This is a genomic window from Streptomyces marinisediminis (assembly GCF_026262575.1).
In the GTDB taxonomy this organism is placed as follows: domain Bacteria; phylum Actinomycetota; class Actinomycetes; order Streptomycetales; family Streptomycetaceae; genus Streptomyces; species Streptomyces marinisediminis.
Genome location: NZ_JAPKFL010000026.1, coordinates 42364 through 58927 on the forward strand (window position 1 = coordinate 42364; position 16564 = coordinate 58927).

The window sequence follows — 16564 nt, forward strand, 5'->3', positions numbered from 1 at the left end:
GGGCCCGGTTCGCCGCTGGTACCGGTGTGTGCCCGGGTCCGGGCGGTGCCGCCGCCCCCGGTCAGCCGGCCGGCCGGGCGGCCGGACGGCCGAAGCCGGTCCGCCGCCGGTCGCCGGGTCGGCGGGCGCCGCGCACGCGCGCGGCGGGCGGAAACGGGAACGCCCCGCGGCACACGGGGTGCCGGCGGGGCGTTCCGGACGTCGCAGGCGCCGGGTCAGCGCTTGCTGTACTGCGTGCCCTTGCGGGCCTTCTTCAGACCGGCCTTCTTGCGCTCGACGGCGCGGGCGTCCCGGGTGAGGAAGCCGGCCTTCTTCAGCGGGCCGCGGTTGTTGTCCACGTCCGCCTCGTTCAGCGCGCGGGCCACGCCCAGGCGCAGCGCCCCGGCCTGGCCGGAGATGCCGCCGCCGTTGATGCGGGCGACGACGTCGTAACGGTCGTCGAGCTCCAGCACCTTGAACGGCTCGTTGACTTCCTGCTGGTGCACCTTGTTGGGGAAGTACCCCTCCAGGGTGCGACCGTTGATCTTCCACTTGCCGCTGCCCGGCACGATGCGCACGCGGGCGACGGCGTTCTTGCGGCGCCCGGTGCCGGCGCCCGGCTGCGGGTCGCCGAAGCGGGACGCGAGCGACTCGGTGGTGTACTCCTCGACGCCCTCGGGGGTCTCGGTGGTGTACTGCTCGACGTCGTCGACGGGGGTCTCAGCGGTGGTCTCGGCCACGATGCTCCTCGGTTCTCTTCGTTCCGGTAGTGGCCGGACTTACTGGCTGATCTGGGTGATCTCGAACGGCTGCGGCTGCTGCGCGCCGTGCGGGTGCTCGGCGCCACGGTAGACCTTCAGCTTCGAGAGCATCTGACGGCCCAGCGTGTTCTTCGGGAGCATGCCCTTGACGGCCTTCTCCACGGCCTTCTCCGGGTTCTTCTCCAGCAGCTCCTCGTAGCGCACGGCGCGCAGGCCGCCGGGGTAACCCGAGTGGCGGTAGGCCAGCTTCTGGGTCCGCTTGTTGCCGGAGAGGTGCACCTTGTCCGCGTTGATGATGATGACGAAGTCACCAGCGTCAACGTGCGGCGCGTACACCGGCTTGTGCTTGCCCCGGAGAAGGGTTGCGGCCTGGGAGGCCAGACGGCCCAGGACAACGTCCTGCGCGTCGATGACGTGCCACTGGCGCTTGATGTCGCCGGGCTTGGGGCTGTACGTACGCACGGTCGTATGCCTTCGCTTCTTCTGAGTGAGTCCTGACTGGGCCACCAGACAGATCACGACAGCCTGTTACCACGCACGGTGACGCGAGCCGCGCGCGGATGCTGGTCATCGACCGGTGAGCCGGTGTAGGCCCCCCTCACGTGAGAATGAGGCAGATCACTACACACAACGATCTGGCAGAATACCGGCCCACCCCCGAAAGGGTCAAAGCGACTCCGCGGCAGCGCCCCGACCGGCGCGCCGCCGCGCTCGCCCGGGAAGCGCCGGAAAGCCCGGGAAGCCCGGGAACACCGCCCCCGCCCACGCGCGACCGCCCGCCCCGGCGGTCGCGCCCCTCACCGCCGCGGCGCCACCGGCCGCGCCGCGCCTACCGCGCGCGGGCGACGCGGCGCTCGTCCCAGACCGGTTCGGGCGTCTCGCGGACGCGGCCGTCGGCGCCGAAGACCAGGTAGCGGTCGAAGGAGCGGGCGAACCAGCGGTCGTGGGTGACGGCCAGCACCGTGCCCTGGTACGCCTCCAGCCCGGCCTGCAGCGCCTCGGCGCTCTCCAGGTCGAGGTTGTCGGTCGGCTCGTCCAGCAGCAGCGCCGTCGATCCGGCCAGCTCCAGCAGCAGGATCTGGAAGCGTGCCTGCTGGCCGCCGGAGAGCCGGTCGAAGGGCTGCTCGGCGGCCCGGTCGAGCTCGTAGCGGCGCAGCGCCGACATGGCCGCGCCCCGGTCCAGGGCGTGCTCGCGCCACAGGATGTCCCGCAGCGGGCGGCCGGCCAGCTCCGGGTGCGCGTGGGTCTGCGCGAAGTGGCCGGGGACGACGCGGGCGCCGAGCCTCCAGGTGCCGGTGTGCGCCACGGGGCGCGCGGGGTCGCCCGCCAGCAGGCGCAGGAAGTGCGACTTGCCGGAGCCGTTGGAGCCCAGCACGGCCACCCGCTCGCCGTAGAAGACCTCCAGCGAGAAGGGCCGCATCAGCCCCGTCAGCTCCAGGTCCTCGCAGGTCACGGCCCGGACGCCGGTGCGCCCGCCGCGCAGCCGCATGGTGATCTTCTGCTCGCGCGGCGGCTCCTGCGGCGGTCCGGCCTCCTCGAACCGGCGCAGCCGCGTCTGCGCGGCCGAGTAGCGCGAGGCGAGCGCGTCGTTGAAGGTGGCCTTGTTCTTCAGCGTGCTCACGAGCTGCTTGAGCTGGGCGTGCTTCTCGTCCCAGCGGCGGCGCAGCTCCTCGAAGCGGGCGAAGCGCTCGCGCCGGGCCTCGTGGTAGGTGGCGAAGCCGCCGCCGTGCACCCACACGTCGGACCCGGCCGGGCTGGGCTCCACGCTGACGATCTTCTCGGCGGTGCGGGCCAGCAGCTCGCGGTCGTGGGAGATGAACAGCACCGTCTTGCGGGTCTCGCGCAGCCGCTCCTCCAGCCAGCGCTTGCCGGGGACGTCCAGGTAGTTGTCCGGCTCGTCCAGCAGCAGCACCTCCTCGGGGCCGCGCAGCAGCGACTCCAGCACCAGGCGCTTCTGCTCACCGCCCGAGAGGGTGCGCACCTGGCGGAACTGCGCCCGCTCGTAGGGGACGCCGAGCGCCGCCGTGGTGCACATGTCCCACTGGGTCTCGGCGTCGTAGCCGCGCGCCTCGGCCCAGTCGCTGAGCGCCTGCGCGTAGGCGAGCTGCGCCCGTTCGTCGTCCCGCTCGACGATCGCCAGCTCGGCGGCGTCCACGGCCCGCGCCGCCTCGCGGATGCGCTGCGGGGCGACGGAGACCAGCAGGTCCCGCACGGTGCGCTCGTCGCGCACGGAGCCGACGAACTGCGGCATGACGCCCAGGCCGCCGGAGACGGTCACGGTGCCGCCGTGCGGCTCCAGCTCCCCGGCGACGATCCGCAGCAGCGTCGTCTTGCCCGCGCCGTTCGCGCCGACCAGCGCGACGGCCGCGCCCTCGCCGACCCGGAACGAGGCGTCGGCGAGCAGCAGCCGCCCGTCCGGGAGGTAGTACTCGACGTGCGCGGCTTCCAGATGACCCATGTCCGGATTGTGGGCGCCGCCGGGGCGGAAGACCAAGCGGTTTTCCGCCCCGGCGGCCCGGCGCGCCGCACGCCTCGACGAGCCGGACCCGTCGGCGCCGTGCCTCGGCCGGACGCGGCGGCCCGGGGCGTCGGGCCGCCGCGTCGGGGCGTCCGGCCGCCGGGCCGGAGGCGTCAGGCCGCCGCGTCGGTGCGCGCGGCCGTGCGGCGGCGGACGGCGAGGAAGGCGGCGCCGCCGGCCAGCAGCGCGACCAGCGCGCCGCCGCCGAGGACGAACACGCCACCGGAGCCGGTCAGCGCGAGGTCGCCCTCGGCGTCCGCGCCGCCCTGGCCGCCGGTGCCGCCGTCCCCGGCCGCACCGTCGGTGTCGCCGCCGCCGGTGCCCGCCGAGCCGCCGGTGTCGCCGCCGCCCGAGGAGCCGCCGGAGGAGCCCCCGGTGCCCGGGCCGCCGCTGCCGCCGCCGGAGGTGTCGCCACCCGCGCCGTTCAGCACGAAGTACGCCTCGTCGTTGGTGTCGTCACCGTCGTGCGGCGGCACGTAGCCCAGGGAGATCTTGCCGCGGGCGTTCTCGACGACCTCGTCGATCCGCAGCTCGAAGGGGAAGGTGCGCGCGTCGTCCTCCACGATGGGCGTGGACAGCCAGCACAGGTAGAGCGAGTCGCTGGACTCGCCGCTCTGCGTGAGCGGGTTGCAGCCCTCGGCCGCCCGCACGACGGACGCGCCCTCGGGGATCTCGACGTGGAAGGCCAGCGGCTCGCCGGAGCGCAGCGCGCCGAACCAGGCCGGGCCGTGGTTGGCGAAGCCCGCCTCCAGCCGCACGGTCTCGCCCGCGCCGCCGCGCGCCGCGTCGCCGGTGAAGGCCAGGTCGTAGGAGCTGTCGGTGGGGAAGTCCAGCTCCGCCCAGGACTCGTACACCGCGGAGTCGCCGCCGGTGACGCGGGTCAGCTCCAGCGGGGCACCGGTGCCCGGCTCGTAGTCCCGCGCGGCGCGCAGGTCGCGCGCCTCGGCCGAGCTCATGGCCGTGAAGCGGTAGCCGAACAGGTCGAGGAAGGCGAAGTCGGCGGTCCGGACGGCCACCGGCTCACTCACCTCGTAGGTGGCGCCCGCGGCGTAGGTGCCCTCGAAGGAGCACAGGACGTGGGTCTGCTCGGTGGCGGGGGTGTCACCGCCGTGGGCGTAGGCGCAGTTGCCGTAGGAGCCGGGGAAGGACAGGCCCCGCGAGCCGTGGAAGCTCAGCACGACGCCGTCGGTGTCCAGCCCCCCGACGTTGCGGAAGCCCAGCGGCGCCCGGAGGGTGTCGCCGGGTGCGAAGCCGTCGGGCTGGGTGAGCTGGCGCATCCGCAGCTCGGCGCCGCCGACGAGCACCTCGATGGTGCGGCCGGTGAAGGCCAGGCCCTCGCCCTCGCCGGTGACCTCGATGGTGCCGAGGTCGCCGGCCGCGCTGTCGTCGTTCACGTCCACCCGGACGCGGCCCACGGCGCCCGGGTCGTCGCCCGCGTAGACCTCGTGGCCGTCGCACACCGCGACCAGGCCCTCGGCCGCGCAGGGCAGCTCCACGTCGGCCACGCCCGCGAGCCCGGAGGCGTCGATCGTCACCTGGAACGCCCCCTGGTGGACGGGGTAGGTGATGCCGTCCTCGTCGGGGCCGGACGTGCCGTCGTCCGGAGCGGTCAGGCCCAGCTCGATCTGCGGCTCGGTCGGGTCGCCGTTGTCCGAGTGCAGGGAGAGGTCGACGCGGTCGGGGCCGGTGATGGTGACGGGCAGGGGCTCGTCCGCGGCGTGCGCCGTGCCGGTGACGCCGACGGCGAGCAGGCCGGCCGCGGCCAGGGCGCTCGCCGCCCGCAGCAGCGGGCGAGGGGGTGTGTGGCGGGGCATGTGCTCTCTTTCACTCGCGTCTGACCGGCCGCGACCTGGCTGTCATGGTCGTGGCACGTCCGGTTCGACCCCGGGCCGCGCCCCGGGGTTGCGCACGGCGCCGTCACGAAGGCGTCTCGTTCCGGTCAAGGCGGGCCCGCCACCCCCGGCCGCTGCCGTCCGGCCCCGCGCCGGGGGTGGCGGGCCGGTCTAGGATCTACGCCCATGAGCTATGGGCAGGGGGGGCCGGGCTGGGGCCCCGGGGGGCCGGGGACGCCGGACTGGAACGCGCTCGCCGAGGACCAGGCCGCGCACCGCGCCCGGCGGCGGCGCTGGCTGCTGATCGGCGGTGGCGCGGCGGCGACGGTGGCGGTCGCCGCGGTCGTCGCCTTCGCGGTCGTCTCGGGCGGGTCCCCGGGAGGTGGCGGCCCCTCGGACGGGCCCACCTCCGCCCTGCCCTCGCCCGAGGACCTGCCCGTCAGCCCCGACCAGCCCGACCCGGACTTCACCGAGGCGCCCCCGCCGCCCAACCCGCGCGAGTTCATCACCGACCCGGCGATGGATACCGCGCCGCGCAGCGCCGCCACCCTGTTCCCCGACGCCTCCGTCACGCTCGACGGCCGCACCTTCCAGCGCACCGGCGCCGCCTCGACCGAGGAGTGCGCCACGGCCGCCACCGACGGGCTGGCCGCGGTACTCGCGGAGACGGGCTGCACCGAGCTGCACCGCGCGACGTTCACCCGCGAGGGCATAGCCGTCACCGTCGGGATAGCCGTGCTCCCCTCCGAGCAGGCCGCCGACCGGGCCAGGGACGACGCCGAGCCCTACGTGGCCCCGCTCACCGGCGGCGGCGTCCCGGCCGACCTGTGCCGGTACTCCGCCTGCCGCTCCAGCGCCAGCTCGCTGGGGCGCTACGCCTACTTCACCGTCTCCGGCTACCTCGACGGCACGTCCGTGACCGCACAGGAGGAGCGGGCGCTGACCGCCGGGCGGGACCTGGCCGGCTACGCCGCCGACCGCCTGCACGCCCGCGCCGAGCGGCAGGCCGAGGCCGCCGCCACCGCCGCACCCGCCCCCTGACGCCGCGTCGGCTCAGCGGCCCCGCACGTCCCCGGGCGCCGAGCGGGCGAGCGCCGCCAGCGCGCCCAGCGCCCGCGCCAGGTCGTCGACGGGCGGGGAGCCCAGCCCCAGCCGCACCGCGTTCGGGGTGCGCGCGCCGGTCGCCGCGAAGGCGGCGCCCGGCGTCACGGCGATGCCGCGCGCGGCCGCCGCGGCGGCGAACTCCTCGGCCCGCCACGGCGCGGGCAGTTCCCACCAGCACGTGTAGCCCGCCGGGTCGCCGCGCACCGCGAACCCGGCCAGCGCGGCCGCGGCGGCCTCCTGCCGCGCGGCGGCGTCCCGCCGCTTGGCGTCGGCCACCGCGTGCACCGCGCCGTCGGCGAGCCAGCGCGCCGCCGCGTCCAGCGCGAACCCGGGCGGGCCGCCGCCGGTGGCGCGCACCGCCTGCGCCACCCCCTCCCGCCACCGCCCCGGCACCACCGCGAACCCGAGGCCGAGGCCGGGCGCGAGCCGCTTGGACAGGCTGTCGACGACGACGGCCGACTCCGGCAGCAGCGCCGCCAGCGGGGGCAGGTCGGGGCGCAGGAAGCCCCAGACGGCGTCCTCGACGACCGGCACGCCCGCCGCGCGGACCACCCGCGCCAGGTCCTCGCGCCGCCGCTCGGACAGCACCGTCCCGAGCGGGTTGTGCAGCGTCGGCTGGAGGTAGACGGCCCCCAGCGGCGCCGCCCGGTGCGCGGCGGCGAGGGCGTCGGGCACCACCCCCTCCGCGTCCACGGCCAGCGGCACGGCGCTCACCCCGAGCCGGGGGGCCAGGGCGCGCAGCACCGGGTAGGTGAGCTCCTCCACGCCCAGCCGGCCGCCGGGGGGCACGAGGGCGGACAGCACCCCGGCCACGGCCTGCCGCCCGTTGCCCGCGAAGAGCACCCGCCCCGGCTCCGGACGCCAGCCGCCGCGCGCCAGCAGCTCGGTGGCCGCGAAGCGGGCGGCCGCCGTGCCCGCGACCCCGGCGGGGCGCAGCGCGGAGTCCAGCACGTCGGCGCGCAGCAGCGGGGCGAGCCCGGCGGCCAGCAGCGCCGCCTGCCCGGGCACCACGGGGTGGTTGAGGGTGAGGTCCACGGCGTGGGGCGACGGCTCGGCCAGGGCCGGGGCGGGCGGCGGTGCGGCGGCCCGCACGAACGTGCCCCGCCCCACCTCGCCCACCGTCAGCCCGCGCCGCGCCAGCTCCCGGTAGACGCGGGCGGCCGTGGAGTCGGCGATGCGGCGGCGCCGGGCGAAGTCGCGCTGCGGCGGCAGCCGGTCCCCCGGACGCAGCGCGCCCGCGCCGATCTCGGCCTCGACGGCGTCGGCGATGCGCCGGTAGTCGTACGCGCTGCCCATGCCACCATCATTGCACCGAGTTCAATGCCGGGTATTGCACCGAGATCGCCGGACTTCCTACGCTCACCGCATGGTGGAGACACAGGCCGTCGTGGGCGTCGTGGCGATCGCGCTGGGCATGGTGCTCACGCCGGGCCCGAACATGCTGTACCTGGTCTCGCGCACCCTCACGCAGGGCAGGCGGGCCGGGGTGGTCTCGCTCGGCGGCGTCGCGCTGGGCTTCGTGGTCTACCTGGTGGCGGCCAACCTCGGGCTCTCGGCCGTCTTCCTCGCCGTGCCCGCCCTGTACACCGGCGTGAAGTTCGCCGGGGCCGCCTACCTGGCCTGGCTCGCCTGGCAGGCGCTGCGCCCGGGAGGCGTCTCCGTCTTCACCCCGCGGGAGCTCCCGCCCGACCCGCCGCGCCGGCTGTTCGCCATGGGGCTGCTGACGAACCTGCTGAACCCGAAGATCGCGATCATGTACCTGTCGCTGCTCCCCCAGTTCCTCGACCCGCAGGGGGGCAGCGTGCTCCTCCAGGGGCTCGTGCTGGGCTCGCTCCAGATCGGCGTGAGCGTGGCCGTCAACCTGGCCGTCGTGTTCGGGGCGGGGAGCGTCGCCGTCTTCCTCGCCCGGCGCCCCGGGTGGCTGCGCGTGCAGCGGTACCTCATGGGCACCGCCCTCGGCGCGCTGGCCGTGCACACCGCGCGCGCCTGAGCCGGGGCGCGCCCGGGGCGGGGCTTCTCAGGCGCACCGCGTGAGCGTGCGCAGGCGACGGGCGGCGGCGTTGCGGGCGGGCAGTTCGTCGTCGGCCGGGTAGCCGACCTCCTCCAGCGTCAGCCCGTGCGGCCGTACGACGTGGACGGCCGAGTCGCGCACGCCCGCCGCCAGCACCTCGCCGGGCCAGGACGGCGGCCGGTGCCCGTCCCCCACGAACAGCATGGCCCCCACCAGCGCGCGCACCATGTTGTGGCAGAAGGCGTCGGCCCGCACGGTGGCCTCCAGCACGCCGTCGGGCCGGCGCTCCCAGCGCAGGTCCAGCAGGCGGCGGATCGTGGTGGCGCCTTCCCGCTTCTTGCAGTAGGCCGCGAAGTCGTGCTCGCCCAGCAGGCGCCGGGCGGCCTCGTTCATCGCGTCGGCGTCCAGCGGCCAGTTGTGCCACAGCACGTGTCCGCGCTGGAGCGGGTCGGCGCCGCCGGGGTGGTCGGTCACCCGGTAGCAGTAGCGGCGCCAGACCGCCGAGAAGCGGGCGTCGAAGTGCGCCGGGGCCCGCCGCACCCGCCACACCCGGACGTCGTGCGGCAGCCGGCCGGCCAGCCGGCGCAGCAGGTGCTCCCCGTGCGCCTCCCACACCTCGGCGGGCAGGTCGACGTGGGCGACCTGGCCGCGGGCGTGCACCCCGGCGTCCGTCCGCCCGGCCACCGTCAGCTCCAGCGGCTCGGCACCGCGGGTGACGACGCGCAGGGCGTCCTGCACCTCGCCCTGCACCGTGCGGCGGCCGCGCTGCACGGCCCAGCCGGAGAAGTCGCGGCCGTCGTAGCCCAGGTCCAGCCGCACCCGGACCCGGCCGGGCTCCACCTCGTCACTCACGGGCTCGATCCTCTCAGGGGAGCGCGTACGCCGACGGGCCCGCCCCCGCGAGGGGAGCGGGCCCGCCGGGCGCTGCGGCGCTCAGGCTTCCTTGGACTCCTCGGCCGGGGCCTCGGTGGACTCCTCGGCCTTGGCCTTGTCGGCCTTGGCGTCGTCCGCCGCGGTCTCCCGGGCCGGGGCCTCCTCGGCGTCCTTCGCGGAACGCTTCGTCGCGGCCTCGGCCTCACCGACAGCGGTCTGCTGCACGGTCAGGGCCTCCACCAGCTCGATGACCGCCATCGGCGCGTTGTCGCCGCGACGGTTGCCGATCTTGGTGATGCGGGTGTAGCCACCCGGGCGGTTCTCGTAGCGGGGGCCGATCTCGGTGAAGAGGGTGTGCACGACGGACTTGTCCGTGATCGTGCGCATGACCTGGCGACGGTTGTGCAGGTCGCCCTTCTTCGCCTTGGTGATCAGGCGCTCCGCGACCGGGCGCAGGCGGCGGGCCTTCGCCTCGGTGGTGGTGATGCGGCCGTGCTCGAAGAGGGCCGTGGCGAGGTTCGCCAGGAGGGCCTTCTGGTGCGCGGCGCTGCCGCCCAGACGGGCGCCCTTGGTGGGCTGCGGCATGGTGTTTCTCCTCGTGGTCTGCACCGGCCGTACCAGGTACCGGTGTCAGTGTCCGTACGGGCTTGTGCCCGCCGGAGCCCGGGGCCCGCCCTGGGACGGGCCCCGGAAGATCCCTACGCGTGCTGTCGCGCGCGTACGGCTCAGTACTGCTCGGTCTCGACGAAGCCCTGGTCGGCGTCGTCGTCCGCGCCGTAGGCGTCGGCGGCGGCGGTCGGGTCGAACCCGGGCGGGCTGTCCTTGAGCGCCAGGCCCATGCCGTGCAGCTTGGCCTTGACCTCGTCGATGGACTTCGCGCCGAAGTTGCGGATGTCCAGCAGGTCCGCCTCGGAGCGGGCCACCAGCTCGCCCACCGAGTGGATGCCCTCGCGCTTGAGGCAGTTGTAGGAGCGGACGGTCAGCTCCAGCTCCTCGATCGGCAGCGCCAGGTCCGCGGCGAGCGCGGCGTCCGTCGGCGACGGGCCCATGTCGATGCCCTCGGCGTCGACGTTGAGCTCGCGCGCCAGGCCGAACAGCTCGACCAGGGTCTTGCCCGCGGAGGCGACGGCGTCGCGCGGCCGCATGGACTCCTTGGTCTCGACGTCGACGATCAGCTTGTCGAAGTCGGTGCGCTGCTCGACACGGGTCGCCTCGACCTTGTAGGTGACCTTGAGCACCGGGCTGTAGATCGAGTCGACCGGGATGCGGCCGATCTCCTGGCCCGCCTGCTTGTTCTGCACGGCGGAGACGTAGCCGCGGCCGCGCTCGACCGTCAGCTCCATCTCCAGCTTGCCCTTGCCGTTCAGCGTGGCGAGGACGAGGTCGGGGTTGTGCACCTCGACACCGGCCGGCGGCGCGATGTCCGCGGCGGTGACCAGGCCGGGGCCCTGCTTGCGCAGGTACATCACGACCGGCTCGTCGTGCTCGGAGGAGACGACGAGCTGCTTGATGTTGAGGATGAGGTCGGTGACGTCCTCCTTGACGCCCGGCACGGTGGTGAACTCGTGCAGGACGCCGTCGATCCGGATGCTGGTGACGGCGGCACCGGGGATCGAGGAGAGGAGCGTGCGACGCAGGGAGTTGCCGAGGGTGTAGCCGAAGCCCGGCTCCAGCGGCTCGATCACGAACCGGGAGCGGAACTCGTCGACGACCTCTTCGGTCAGGGAAGGGCGCTGAGCGATCAGCATGGGGATGTGCCTCCAGTCTTCGGCAACCGCTATTTGATGCCGAGCCCCGGGCAGGCCGCCCGGGGTCTACTGCAAGGGTACGGGCGGCCCGCCCCGCGGACGAGCGCGGCGGACCACCCGTACGGCGAGCTGTTACTTCGAGTACAGCTCGACGATGAGCTGCTCCTGCACCTGGGTGTCGATGACCGGGCGCTCGGGCAGGCTGTGCACGAGGACGCGCAGGCGGGAGGGGATGACCTCCAGCCACGCCGGGACGGTCTTGTCCCCGGCTTCGGCGACGGCCACCTGGAACGGGGTCATGTTCCGGGAGGACTCGCGGACCTCGATGATGTCGTTCGGGGAGACCCGAGCCGACGGGATGTCCGTCTTGCGGCCGTTCACGGTGATGTGGCCGTGCCGCACGAGCTGACGGGCGTGGTCGCGGGACTTGGCGAAGCCCGCCCGGTAGACCACGTTGTCCAGCCGGGACTCCAGGATGCGCAGCAGGTTCTCACCGGTCTTGCCGGACTTCCTGTTGGCCTCGTTGTAGTACCCGCGGAACTGCTTCTCCAGGACGCCGTAGATGCGCGCGCACTTCTGCTTCTCGCGCTTCTGCAGCAGGTACTCGCTGTCCTTGGTGCGCCCGCGTCCGTGCTCACCCGGGGGGTAAGGACGGATCTCGATCGGGCACTTCGCGCTCTCGCACTTAGCTCCCTTGAGAAAGAGCTTCTGCTTCTCCCGACGGCAACGCTTGCAGTCGGCCCCGGTGTAACGCGCCATTGTCGTTGATCTCCTACTTCAGCTCGTCAGACGCGGCGACGCTTCGGCGGGCGGCAGCCGTTGTGCGGGGTCGGGGTGACGTCCTGGATCGAACCGACCTCCAGGCCGGTGGCCTGGAGCGAGCGGATCGCGGTCTCCCGGCCGGAACCGGGGCCCTTGACGAACACGTCGACCTTGCGCATGCCGTGCTCCTGCGCGCGACGGGCGGCCGACTCGGCGGCCATCTGCGCGGCGAACGGCGTCGACTTACGCGAACCCTTGAAGCCCACGTGACCGGCCGAAGCCCAGGAGATCACGTTGCCGGTGGGATCGGTGATGGAAACGATGGTGTTGTTGAACGTGCTCTTGATGTGAGCGTGCCCGTGGGCGACGTTCTTCTTCTCCTTGCGGCGCACCTTCTTGGCGCCGGCCGTACGGCCCTTCGGAGGCATAGAGGTTTACTCCCGTGGAGGTGGTCGGTCCAGCTACCGGACCGCTTCAGCGTCCGGTGCGGACTACTTCTTGCCCGGCTTCTTCTTGCCGGCGATGGCGCGACGCGGGCCCTTGCGGGTGCGGGCGTTGGTCTTGGTGCGCTGACCGCGGACCGGCAGGCCGCGGCGGTGGCGCAGGCCCTCGTAGTTGCCGATCTCGACCTTGCGGCGGATGTCGGCCTGGATCTCGCGGCGGAGGTCACCCTCGGTCTTGAGGTTGGCGTCCACGTATTCGCGGATCTGGACCAGTTCCTCTTCGGAGAGGTCGCGGACGCGGGTGTCGGGGTTGACCCCCGTCGCGCCCAGGATCTCCCGGGACCGGCTGCGGCCGATGCCGAAAACGTAGGTGAGACCGACCTCCACGCGCTTGTCGCGCGGGAGGTCAACGCCTTCGAGGCGTGCCATGGATGTGGCTCCTGGTGTATGTCACGGAGGTCTTCCGCAGCACCGTTCCCGTTAGGCCGTACGGCCCACGAGCCGGGTCCCCGGCCTCCGACCGGGGGTGTCGTCCCCACGCGAGGACGCGGGGGGTCGGGTGACTGCGTATGTACGTGTCGCGTGCGCGCGCGAAGAACTGCGGGTGCGAGGTGCGGGGTCGAGCGTCAGCCCTGGCGCTGCTTGTGGCGCAGGTTGTCGCAGATGACCATGACCCGACCGTGGCGGCGGATCACCTTGCACTTGTCGCAGATCTTCTTGACGCTCGGCTTGACCTTCATGGGATTGAGGTTCTCCGGGTCAGGCCACCACCTCGGAACGAGGTGAGGGCACGATCTACTTGTAGCGGTAGACGATCCGTCCACGCGTCAGGTCGTAGGGAGACAGCTCCACCACGACCCGGTCGTCGGGAAGGATACGGATGTAGTGCATCCGCATCTTGCCGCTGATGTGCGCGAGGACCTGGTGACCGTTCTGGAGCTCCACCTTGAACATCGCGTTCGGCAGAGACTCGATGACGGTGCCCTCGATTTCGATGGCCCCTTGTTTTTTGGCCATGCCTGAGCGCTTCACCTTCCGGGGATCGGCTACCTGGGGTCGGTCCGGGCATACGGGTACACCTGGACCGACGCATCAGTCTACGCCACGCCGCCACGAAACCCGAAATCGTCAGTCTCCCCACCCCGCCACCCCCCGAAACGACCACTCCGCCCCCGGACCCGGAGCCCCGCACCCGGGGGCGATCACCCGGCCCCAAACCCTCCGACGCCTGCGGACGCGCCCCCACGCCCCGCCGCGGGCACCTGCGCAGGCCGGAGCCCCGGCGGTGGCCACCACTCCCCCGGCCCACCCGGCGCCCGCGGGCGCGGCCGCGGGCCGTGCCCCGCGCCCAGCCCCGGAAAGCGGCCTCCGCGGTTGCCGGCGGGGCGGGTGAGGGGCGAGCCCCTCAGCCCAGCGGGTCCGGCGCCGCCCGCACTCCCAGCTCGGCCAGCTTCGCCCTGCCCCCGTCCACCGCGGTCAGCACCAGCGGCCCCTCCTCGGTCAGCGCCACGGAGTGCTCCCAGTGACTGGACCACGAGCCGTCGTCCGTCTTGACCGTCCAGTCGTCGTTCAGCACGTGCGTCTTCGCGGTGCCCAGCGAGAGCATCGGCTCGATCGCCAGGCACATCCCGGTGACGAGCTTGGGGTTGTGCCGCCCGACCAGCCGGCGCCGGTCGACGTAGTTCAGCAGGTGCGGGTCCATGTGCATCTCGCTGCCGATGCCGTGCCCGCCGTAGTCCTCGATGATCCCGTACCCGCCACCGGCCGGACGCGGCTGCCGGCGCACGTAGCCCTCGATCGCGCGGGAGATCTCCACCAGCCGCGCGCCGCGGCGGAACGCGGCGATCCCGGCCCACATCGACTCCTCGGTGACCCGGCTGAGCTCCACCAGCTCCGGCGCGTGCCCCTCCCCGACGAACACCGTCAGCGCGGCGTCGCCGTGCCAGCCGTCGACGATGGCGCCCGCGTCGATGGAGATGACGTCGCCCGACCTCAGCACCGTCTCGCGGTCCGGGATGCCGTGCACGACGACGTCGTTCACCGAGGTGCAGATGTTGCCGGGGAAGCCGCCGTACCCCAGGAAGTTCGGCTTGGCCCCGTGCTCGGCCAGCACCTTCGCCGCGGCTTCGTCCAGGTCCTTCGTCGTGGCGCCCGGCACGGCCGCCTCCGCGCACGCCCGGTGCATGGCGGCGACCACCAGCCCCGCCGCCCGCATCTTCGCGATCTGCTCCGGGGTCTTGATCTCCACCATCGCGGCTGACGCCTTTCTGCTCCGCTCGCCCGGGCCGGGGGAACCGGCCCACATCCTCTCCACCATACGGCGCCCGCCCCGCGCGCCCTTCCCGCGCCCGTCCCGGCCGGACGACCCGGGCCCGCCGGCCCGCGCCACCCGCGCTGCCCGCACCCCGCGGCGGCCACCGCGCGCCCCGTGCCCGCCACGCACGCCGGACGGGCCGGACACCGTGTGTCCAGCCCGTCCGGAAGGGGTCAGCGGCGCGGTCAGCCCTTGAGGGCCGTCAGGGCGCGCTGGGTGACGTCGGCGACGGGGCCGAGCGCGGAGATCGTCGTCACCAGGCCCTGCGACTTGTAGTAGTCGATGATCGGCTCGGTCTCGCTGTGGTAGACCTCCAGGCGCCGCCGCACCGTCTCCTCGCGGTCGTCGTCCCGCTGGTAGAGCTCGCCGCCGCAGGTGTCGCAGACGCCCGGCTCCTTCGGCGGCGTGTACTCGACGTGGAAGATGTGCGCGCTGTCGTTGCGGCACATGCGGCGGCCGGCGATGCGCTTGACCACCTCGTCCTCGGGGACCTCCAGGTCCAGCACGGAGTCCAGCGCCTGACCGGCGTCCCGCAGCAGCTCGTCCAGGGCCTCTGCCTGGGCGAGATTGCGCGGGAAGCCGTCGAGCAGCCAGCCGGAGGCGGCGTCCGGCTGCTCCATGCGGTCCTTCGCCATGCCGATGGTGATCTCGTCCGGCACCAGGTCGCCGGCGCGCATGTACTCCTGCGCGCGGCGGCCGAGCTCCGTGCCCTGGGAGATGTTGGCGCGGAACAGGTCTCCGGTGGAGATGTGCGGGATGCCGAGATTCTTGGCGAGCAACGCGGCCTGCGTGCCCTTGCCCGCACCAGGCGGCCCAACGAGGACGATACGCATCAGCGGAGGAACCCTTCGTAGTTGCGCTGCTGGAGCTGGCTCTCGATCTGCTTCACAGTCTCCAGGCCGACACCCACGATGATCAGGATGCTGGTACCGCCGAACGGGAAGTTCTGGTTCGCGCCGAACCCGATCAGCGCGACCGTCGGGACGAGGGCGATCAGACCGAGGTAGATCGACCCGGGCCACGTGATGCGGTTCAGTACGTAGCTCAGATACTCCGCCGTGGGGCGACCGGCCCGGATACCCGGGATGAAGCCACCATACTTCTTCATGTTGTCTGCAACTTCTTCGGGGTTGAAGGAGATGGCCACGTAGAAGAAGGCGAAGAAGACGATGAGCAAGAAGTACGTGACGACGTAAATCGGGGCATCCTGTGCCGCCAGGTTGCGCTGGACCCAGTCGGCCCAGCCGGATTGCGACCCGCTGAACTGGACGATCAGCGCGGGAATGTAGAGCAGCGACGAAGCGAAGATGACGGGGATCACACCCGCCTGGTTCACCTTGAGCGGAATGTAGGTCGACGTCCCACCATATGAACGCCTGCCGATCATGCGCTTGGCGTACTGGACGGGAATGCGGCGCTGTGCCTGCTCGACGAAGACCACCAGGCCCACCATCGCGAGACCGACCAGCACCACGGTGCCGAACTCGATCCAGCCGTCGGCCAGCTCGCCCTGCTGCTTGATGGCCCACAGCGCGGCGGGGAACCCGGCGGCGATGGAGACGAACATCAGGATCGACATGCCGTTGCCGATGCCGCGGTCGGTGATCAGCTCACCGAGCCACATCACCAGCGCGGTGCCCGCGGTCATCACGACGACCATGGAGACGACGGTGAACACCGAGTCGTTGGGGACGATCTGGTCGCCCACGGGGCAGCCCTGGAAGAGGGTGCCGCTGCGGGCGGTGGCCACCAGGCCGGTGCCCTGCAGGACGGCGAGGGCCACCGTCAGGTAGCGGGTGTACTGGGTGATCTTGGCCTGACCGGCCTGGCCCTCTTTCTTCAGGGCCTCCAGCCGGGGAATGACCACGACAAGGAGCTGCAGGATGATGCTCGCCGTGATGTACGGCATGATCCCGAGGGCGAAGATCGTGACCTGCAGCAGCGCGCCGCCGCTGAACATGTTCACCAGACCCAGGAGGCCGCCGTTGCCGTTCTGCGCGGCATCCAGGCAGATCTGGACGTTCTGGTAGCTGATCCCCGGGACGGGGATCTGGGCCCCCAGCCGGTAGAGCACGATGATGCCCAGCGTGAACAGCAGCTTCTTGCGCAGGTCGGGCGTCTTGAACGCCCGGGTGAACGCGCCGAGCACGGTACCTCCTGCGGCCCCCGCGCCGTGGAGCGCGGGAGGGTGACGGTCTGTTAGGGACGGGGTGGCGACG

Annotated in this window: 18 protein-coding genes; 2 read left to right on the forward strand and 16 right to left on the reverse strand. The window is 73.1% G+C overall.

Features of this window, described 5'->3' with window-relative positions:
- Positions 1-215: 215 nt before the first annotated feature.
- The 4 genes from rpsI to OSB71_RS19525 all read right to left on the reverse strand — a co-directional run bounded on the left by rpsI (position 216) and on the right by OSB71_RS19525 (position 5072).
- The gene (rpsI, locus tag OSB71_RS19510) at positions 216-719 is read right to left on the reverse strand and encodes a 30S ribosomal protein S9 (RefSeq protein WP_265949752.1); all 504 of its coding nucleotides are present in this window, start codon (positions 717-719) and stop codon (positions 216-218) included.
- Positions 720-758: 39 nt separating this feature from the next.
- Positions 759-1202 (reverse strand): 50S ribosomal protein L13, encoded by a 444-nt coding sequence (gene rplM, locus OSB71_RS19515; RefSeq protein ID WP_265949753.1) that lies wholly within the window; start codon positions 1200-1202, stop codon positions 759-761.
- Between the two features lie 367 nt (positions 1203-1569).
- Positions 1570-3198 carry an ABC-F family ATP-binding cassette domain-containing protein gene (locus OSB71_RS19520; protein ID WP_265949755.1) on the reverse strand — a complete coding sequence of 543 codons (1629 nt, stop codon included), beginning with the start codon at positions 3196-3198 and terminating at the stop codon, positions 1570-1572.
- 173 nt (positions 3199-3371) lie between these two features.
- Complete coding sequence (locus OSB71_RS19525) at positions 3372-5072, reverse strand: hypothetical protein (RefSeq protein ID WP_265949757.1); 1701 nt, start codon at positions 5070-5072, stop codon at positions 3372-3374.
- Positions 5073-5276: 204 nt separating this feature from the next.
- On the opposite strand from OSB71_RS19525, the gene OSB71_RS19530 reads away from it, so the two are divergent.
- The gene (locus tag OSB71_RS19530) at positions 5277-6131 is read left to right on the forward strand and encodes a hypothetical protein (protein ID WP_265949759.1); all 855 of its coding nucleotides are present in this window, start codon (positions 5277-5279) and stop codon (positions 6129-6131) included.
- 12 nt (positions 6132-6143) lie between these two features.
- Here the strand turns inward: OSB71_RS19530 and OSB71_RS19535 are convergent, their stop codons facing one another.
- Positions 6144-7490, reverse strand: coding sequence for an aminotransferase-like domain-containing protein (locus tag OSB71_RS19535; protein WP_265949760.1), 1347 nt, complete (start codon positions 7488-7490; stop codon positions 6144-6146).
- A gap of 70 nt (positions 7491-7560) precedes the next feature.
- Between OSB71_RS19535 and OSB71_RS19540 the strand changes: the two genes are divergently transcribed.
- On the forward strand, positions 7561-8184 hold the full coding sequence (locus OSB71_RS19540) for a LysE family translocator (protein ID WP_265949762.1): 624 nt from the start codon (positions 7561-7563) through the stop codon (positions 8182-8184).
- Positions 8185-8211: 27 nt separating this feature from the next.
- On the opposite strand, the gene truA is transcribed toward OSB71_RS19540, so the two are convergent.
- The 11 genes from truA to secY form a co-directional block, all read right to left on the reverse strand.
- Positions 8212-9057 (reverse strand): tRNA pseudouridine(38-40) synthase TruA, encoded by an 846-nt coding sequence (truA, locus tag OSB71_RS19545; RefSeq protein ID WP_265949764.1) that lies wholly within the window; start codon positions 9055-9057, stop codon positions 8212-8214.
- A gap of 81 nt (positions 9058-9138) precedes the next feature.
- Entirely contained in the window at positions 9139-9663 is a 525-nt protein-coding gene (gene rplQ, locus OSB71_RS19550; protein ID WP_265949766.1) for a 50S ribosomal protein L17, read from the reverse strand.
- A gap of 140 nt (positions 9664-9803) precedes the next feature.
- Positions 9804-10826, reverse strand: a complete 1023-nt coding sequence (locus OSB71_RS19555; RefSeq protein ID WP_191209723.1) for a DNA-directed RNA polymerase subunit alpha — start codon at positions 10824-10826, stop codon at positions 9804-9806.
- Positions 10827-10958: 132 nt separating this feature from the next.
- The gene (rpsD, locus tag OSB71_RS19560; RefSeq protein WP_265949768.1) at positions 10959-11585 is read right to left on the reverse strand and encodes a 30S ribosomal protein S4; all 627 of its coding nucleotides are present in this window, start codon (positions 11583-11585) and stop codon (positions 10959-10961) included.
- A gap of 26 nt (positions 11586-11611) precedes the next feature.
- Positions 11612-12016 carry a 30S ribosomal protein S11 gene (gene rpsK / locus OSB71_RS19565; RefSeq protein ID WP_004571845.1) on the reverse strand — a complete coding sequence of 135 codons (405 nt, stop codon included), beginning with the start codon at positions 12014-12016 and terminating at the stop codon, positions 11612-11614.
- A gap of 63 nt (positions 12017-12079) precedes the next feature.
- Complete coding sequence (gene rpsM, locus OSB71_RS19570; RefSeq protein WP_265949775.1) at positions 12080-12460, reverse strand: 30S ribosomal protein S13; 381 nt, start codon at positions 12458-12460, stop codon at positions 12080-12082.
- Positions 12461-12657: 197 nt separating this feature from the next.
- Complete coding sequence (gene rpmJ / locus OSB71_RS19575; RefSeq protein WP_003956441.1) at positions 12658-12771, reverse strand: 50S ribosomal protein L36; 114 nt, start codon at positions 12769-12771, stop codon at positions 12658-12660.
- A 55-nt stretch (positions 12772-12826) separates the two neighbouring features.
- Positions 12827-13048 carry a translation initiation factor IF-1 gene (gene infA / locus OSB71_RS19580; protein WP_030262853.1) on the reverse strand — a complete coding sequence of 74 codons (222 nt, stop codon included), beginning with the start codon at positions 13046-13048 and terminating at the stop codon, positions 12827-12829.
- A gap of 388 nt (positions 13049-13436) precedes the next feature.
- Complete coding sequence (gene map / locus OSB71_RS19585) at positions 13437-14282, reverse strand: type I methionyl aminopeptidase (RefSeq protein WP_265949809.1); 846 nt, start codon at positions 14280-14282, stop codon at positions 13437-13439.
- A gap of 248 nt (positions 14283-14530) precedes the next feature.
- Complete coding sequence (locus OSB71_RS19590) at positions 14531-15178, reverse strand: adenylate kinase (RefSeq protein WP_265949810.1); 648 nt, start codon at positions 15176-15178, stop codon at positions 14531-14533.
- Positions 15178-16494, reverse strand: a complete 1317-nt coding sequence (gene secY, locus OSB71_RS19595; protein WP_265949812.1) for a preprotein translocase subunit SecY — start codon at positions 16492-16494, stop codon at positions 15178-15180. The genes OSB71_RS19590 and secY overlap by 1 nt, the downstream gene beginning before the upstream one ends.
- Between the last annotated feature and the right edge of the window lie 70 nt (positions 16495-16564).

What these genes read in the sequence shown, in the direction of transcription:
- infA (WP_030262853.1), bottom strand. Translation starts at nt 13,048, where the DNA reads ATGGCCAAAAAACAAGGGGCCATCGAAATCGAGGGCACCGTCATCGAG.
- OSB71_RS19525 (WP_265949757.1), bottom strand. Translation starts at nt 5,072, where the DNA reads ATGCCCCGCCACACACCCCCTCGCCCGCTGCTGCGGGCGGCGAGCGCC.
- rpmJ (WP_003956441.1), bottom strand. Translation starts at nt 12,771, where the DNA reads ATGAAGGTCAAGCCGAGCGTCAAGAAGATCTGCGACAAGTGCAAGGTG.
- rplQ (WP_265949766.1), bottom strand. Translation starts at nt 9,663, where the DNA reads ATGCCGCAGCCCACCAAGGGCGCCCGTCTGGGCGGCAGCGCCGCGCAC.
- map (WP_265949809.1), bottom strand. Translation starts at nt 14,282, where the DNA reads ATGGTGGAGATCAAGACCCCGGAGCAGATCGCGAAGATGCGGGCGGCG.
- OSB71_RS19535 (WP_265949760.1), bottom strand. Translation starts at nt 7,490, where the DNA reads ATGGGCAGCGCGTACGACTACCGGCGCATCGCCGACGCCGTCGAGGCC.
- OSB71_RS19520 (WP_265949755.1), bottom strand. Translation starts at nt 3,198, where the DNA reads ATGGGTCATCTGGAAGCCGCGCACGTCGAGTACTACCTCCCGGACGGG.
- rpsM (WP_265949775.1), bottom strand. Translation starts at nt 12,460, where the DNA reads ATGGCACGCCTCGAAGGCGTTGACCTCCCGCGCGACAAGCGCGTGGAG.
- OSB71_RS19540 (WP_265949762.1), top strand. Translation starts at nt 7,561, where the DNA reads ATGGTGGAGACACAGGCCGTCGTGGGCGTCGTGGCGATCGCGCTGGGC.
- OSB71_RS19590 (WP_265949810.1), bottom strand. Translation starts at nt 15,178, where the DNA reads ATGCGTATCGTCCTCGTTGGGCCGCCTGGTGCGGGCAAGGGCACGCAG.
- rpsK (WP_004571845.1), bottom strand. Translation starts at nt 12,016, where the DNA reads ATGCCTCCGAAGGGCCGTACGGCCGGCGCCAAGAAGGTGCGCCGCAAG.
- rpsD (WP_265949768.1), bottom strand. Translation starts at nt 11,585, where the DNA reads ATGGCGCGTTACACCGGGGCCGACTGCAAGCGTTGCCGTCGGGAGAAG.
- OSB71_RS19555 (WP_191209723.1), bottom strand. Translation starts at nt 10,826, where the DNA reads ATGCTGATCGCTCAGCGCCCTTCCCTGACCGAAGAGGTCGTCGACGAG.
- OSB71_RS19530 (WP_265949759.1), top strand. Translation starts at nt 5,277, where the DNA reads ATGAGCTATGGGCAGGGGGGGCCGGGCTGGGGCCCCGGGGGGCCGGGG.